General features: G+C 62.3%; 3 protein-coding genes and 1 pseudogene. 2 read left to right on the top strand and 2 right to left on the bottom strand.

Going from position 1 to position 3741, the window contains the following annotated elements; translation table 11 throughout:
* Positions 1-207, bottom strand: a pseudogene (locus tag HLUSI_RS30880) (hypothetical protein); the annotation flags it as partial.
* A gap of 317 nt (positions 208-524) precedes the next feature.
* Positions 525-1787, bottom strand: coding sequence for an NRAMP family divalent metal transporter (locus HLUSI_RS0102460; RefSeq protein ID WP_029363035.1), 1263 nt, complete (start codon positions 1785-1787; stop codon positions 525-527).
* A gap of 245 nt (positions 1788-2032) precedes the next feature.
* On the opposite strand from HLUSI_RS0102460, the gene HLUSI_RS0102455 reads away from it, so the two are divergent.
* Both HLUSI_RS0102455 and HLUSI_RS0102450 read left to right on the top strand, forming a co-directional pair.
* Positions 2033-2473 carry a DUF4186 domain-containing protein gene (locus tag HLUSI_RS0102455; RefSeq protein ID WP_083830804.1) on the top strand — a complete coding sequence of 147 codons (441 nt, stop codon included), beginning with the start codon at positions 2033-2035 and terminating at the stop codon, positions 2471-2473.
* A 212-nt stretch (positions 2474-2685) separates the two neighbouring features.
* On the top strand, positions 2686-3741 hold a 1056-nt coding region (locus HLUSI_RS0102450), incomplete at its 3' end, for a catalase (protein WP_016832464.1).

The raw sequence follows: 3741 nt of genomic DNA, 5'->3' as shown, positions 1-3741 counted from the left end.
CACCACGCCTGCCTGCGCCGTGCCGACCACGCAGTCGAGCCCGCTGTCGGGATCGGTGCCGCCGAACTTGTAGCGGATGCCGCTGGAAAGGCTGCTGAGCGCGTGGGCGGCGAAGCGCGCCGAAGACGCTGGGATTTCGCCAGCGCCAGCAGCGGCGTTGACGAGACACAGGATCTGCAACAGCCATGGACGTAGAAAAGACGGCACGAATGAACTCCCGGCGCTGTCCTTGGGGACGCGACCTGATGAAAGACGGACAAGTGGAAGGCGCATACGCGCCGGAGACGTAGAACGAAAAAATGCAGCGAACTGATGCGAGCGACTGCAGGCAGTGTAGGTGGACGGTTTCAGCCGAACAATAGGAAAACTCTTAAAGCAGCCCGGCGATAGTCATGGCGCACCGGAAACCGCAAATGGGAAAGCCGCCCTTGATGGACGGCTTCTTGCTATGTGGCATCCTCCGATTCCGGCGGCGGAGGATGTTGTCGGACCTGACAGAGAGACTCCGTGGCCGATGAAGCGGGTCAGGCCATCGTCGCCAGCATGGCGATCACGGCGACAGCCATGACAACCGTGGCGCACCAGCCGAGGACGCGCATTTTTCGCCCGATCACGAAGCGTCCCATGACCCCGGCGTTGACGGCCAGCAGCATCATGATGGCCATCACCGGCACGGCGATGACGCCGTTGATCACGGCGCTCCAGAACAGCGCCTGGATGGTGTTCACCGAAGAAAAGGCCAGCGCCGCGCCAATGATGGTCGCCAGGGCAATCACGCCGTAGAAGCGTTTGGCCGCGGCCGGCTTGTCTTCCAGGCTGTTGCTCCATTTGAAGGTGCCGGCCATGGCGTAGGCCGCCGATCCCGCCAGCACCGGGATGGCCAGCATGCCGCTGCCGATGATGCCGAGACTGAACAGGATGAACGCAAGTTGTCCCGCCACCGGCTTCAATGCCGACGCCGCGCGGGTGCTGCTTTCGATGTCGTGCACGCCGTGCTGGTGCAGCGTGATGGCGGTGGTCAGCATGATGAAGAACGCCACCGCGTTGGACACGCCCATGCCGACGCAGGTGTCGAACTGCATGCGCGACACGCCCGCGGCGGCTTCTTCCGGACGGCGCTTGAGCGCTTCTTCGGCGGGTGCGCGTTGCTGCTCCTCGACTTCCTGCGAGGCTTGCCAGAAGAACAGGTAAGGGCTGATGGTGGTGCCGAAGATGGCGACTATCATGGTGATGTAATCGCGGCTCAGGGTGATGTGCGGAAAGAAAGTGCGGCTCCAGACTTCGCTCCACTCGATATGCAGCGCGAACACCGTGCCGACGTAGGCAAACAGCGATAGCGTCAGCCACTTCAGCACGTTGACGTAGCGCTGGTACGGAACCCACACCTGCAGCAGGATGGAGGCGATCCCCAGCCCGAGCGCATACAGATGATGCGGCCCGCCGATCACCAGCGTCACGGCGTCGCCCATGGCCACCAGGTCGGCGGCGATGTTGATGATATTGGCGAGCAGCAGCAGGATCACGATGCCATGCAGCATCCAGCGCGGGAAATGGCGGCCGATGTTGGTCGCCAGGCCGTGTCCGCTGAAAGCGCCGATGCGCGCGCTGACCATCTGGATGCCGACCATCAGCGGATAAGTCAGCAGCACCGTCCACAAGGTATTGAAACCGAATTGCGCTCCCGCCTGGGAATAGGTGGCGATGCCGCTGGGGTCGTCGTCGGCCGCGCCGGTGATCAGGCCCGGCCCGAGCCGCTTCAACCACGAAATGGATTTGGACTTTCTCATTGTTGTATCGACCGGAGCCGGATTGTCGTTGGTGGTATGAATCCGTCGCCAGCTTAGCAATGCGTCCCGTGGCACACTGTCGGCGTGCAACTTGTTTTTGCGTAGGAAGTTGGGGAAATCGGCAAGGCGACGCCCGTAGCTGAGCAGAACAAGGACGTTTTCCCACGGTGCAATCAGCGTGCGCCTACAGCATTGCGGCGGAGCGCCAGGTTATGATCGATCATCGTCCACCCGATCCCGGCGCCATGTTTTCACAAGATCTGATTGTCGACCGCTTGCAACATTCGGCTTTCCGCCGCCGCTTCGTGCTGAAGCCGCCCGAATACCGCTACTTGCAAGAGCATGGTCTGGAAGAAGTACTGCGGCATGCCGAAAGCTTCATCGCCGCGCGCCTGGCGCCGGCCTATCCCGACAAGGACGGCAAGCAGACGCCGTTTCGCGGCCATCCGGTATTCGTGGCGCAGCATGCGACCGCAACCTGTTGCCGCTCCTGCCTGGAGAAATGGCACGGCATCCGCATGGGCCAGAACTTGACGTCATTGCAGACGCAGCACATCATCGACATGCTGGCGCGCTGGTTGCAAGACCAGAAGGCGCCGCTTGAAACGCAGCGTCCGACGCGCAAAAAATCCGAAAAACGCCCATCCCGCACCGCTGCCGATGAGCGTCAGGGCGTGCTGTTCTGAATCATCCTGAATCATCCCGGCCGGATCATCGTCGATATTGCGTCTTCCTCCTTTCCTTCCGCAGACCTCAACAATTCTGACGCCCGAACAGGGTATCCGCTTATGTCGCCGTCAGTGCTTTGCCGCTAGGCTCATCTCTGGCTGGCGTAGTGGCGCGTCTTCGTGGTGTGCATGCGCTGTGTGTTGAATGCATCCCATAAAGAGGTCTCATCATGGCAGGAAAGAAAACGGCAAACAGCGGCAATGAGGCAGCAGGCTCGGTGCTCGGCACCATGTCGGGGGCAGCGGTGGTCGGCGCCAACAGCGGCAAGAAGGTATTGCCGGCGGAGTTGCTGAAAAAAATCGTCGACGGCGCCAAGCTGGCTGGCGGCATCACCCACAACACCTCCAAACTGGACGAGTTCCTCCACCCCGGCGGTGAACCCCGGCATATCCCGGGCGCGGGTACCATCGCCAAGCCCGCGTCGCCGCAAGCAAGCGCCGGTACCGTCAGCGAAGCCATCGTGTCCGGCAAGACCGGCGGCGCGGCTCAACCCGGTCACAACGCAGTCGGCGGCAATCTCGACCGCGTGCGGGTCGACTCGGTCGCGCAGGCCCTGACCACCAATCAGGGCGTCGCGATCGCCGACAACCAGAATTCCCTGAAAGCCGGCGTGCGCGGACCGACCTCTCTGGAAGACTTCATCCTGCGTGAAAAGATCACCCATTTCGACCATGAGCGCATCCCCGAACGCGTGGTGCATGCGCGCGGTTCGGGCGCGCACGGCTATTTCGAATGCTACAGGGACCTCAGCGCACTGACGCGCGCTGCGCCGTTCTCCGGCGACGGCAAGCGCACCCCGGTGTTCGCACGTTTCTCGACGGTCGCCGGCGGCGCCGGTTCGGCCGACACCGTGCGCGACGTGCGCGGCTTCGCCGTCAAGTTCTACACCGATGAAGGCAACTGGGACCTGGTCGGCAACAACATCCCGGTGTTCTTCATCCAGGATGCGATGAAGTTTCCCGACCTGGTCCACGCGCTCAAACCGGAACCGCATTTCGGCATGCCGCAGGCGTCCAGCGCGCACGACACCTTCTGGGATTTCGTCTCGCTGATGCCGGAGTCGACCCACATGCTGATGTGGCAGATGTCGGACCGCGCCATCCCGCGCAGTTACCGCATGATGCAGGGCTTCGGCGTACATACGTTCCGCCTGGTCAACGCCGCCGGCGAATCGGTATTTTGCAAATTTCACTGGACACCGGTAGCCGGCACGCATGCGCTGGTC

It is taken from the genome of Herbaspirillum lusitanum P6-12 (assembly GCF_000256565.1).
GTDB lineage: Bacteria > Pseudomonadota > Gammaproteobacteria > Burkholderiales > Burkholderiaceae_D > Herbaspirillum > Herbaspirillum lusitanum.
This window is presented reverse-complemented; position numbering and strand designations above follow the sequence as displayed.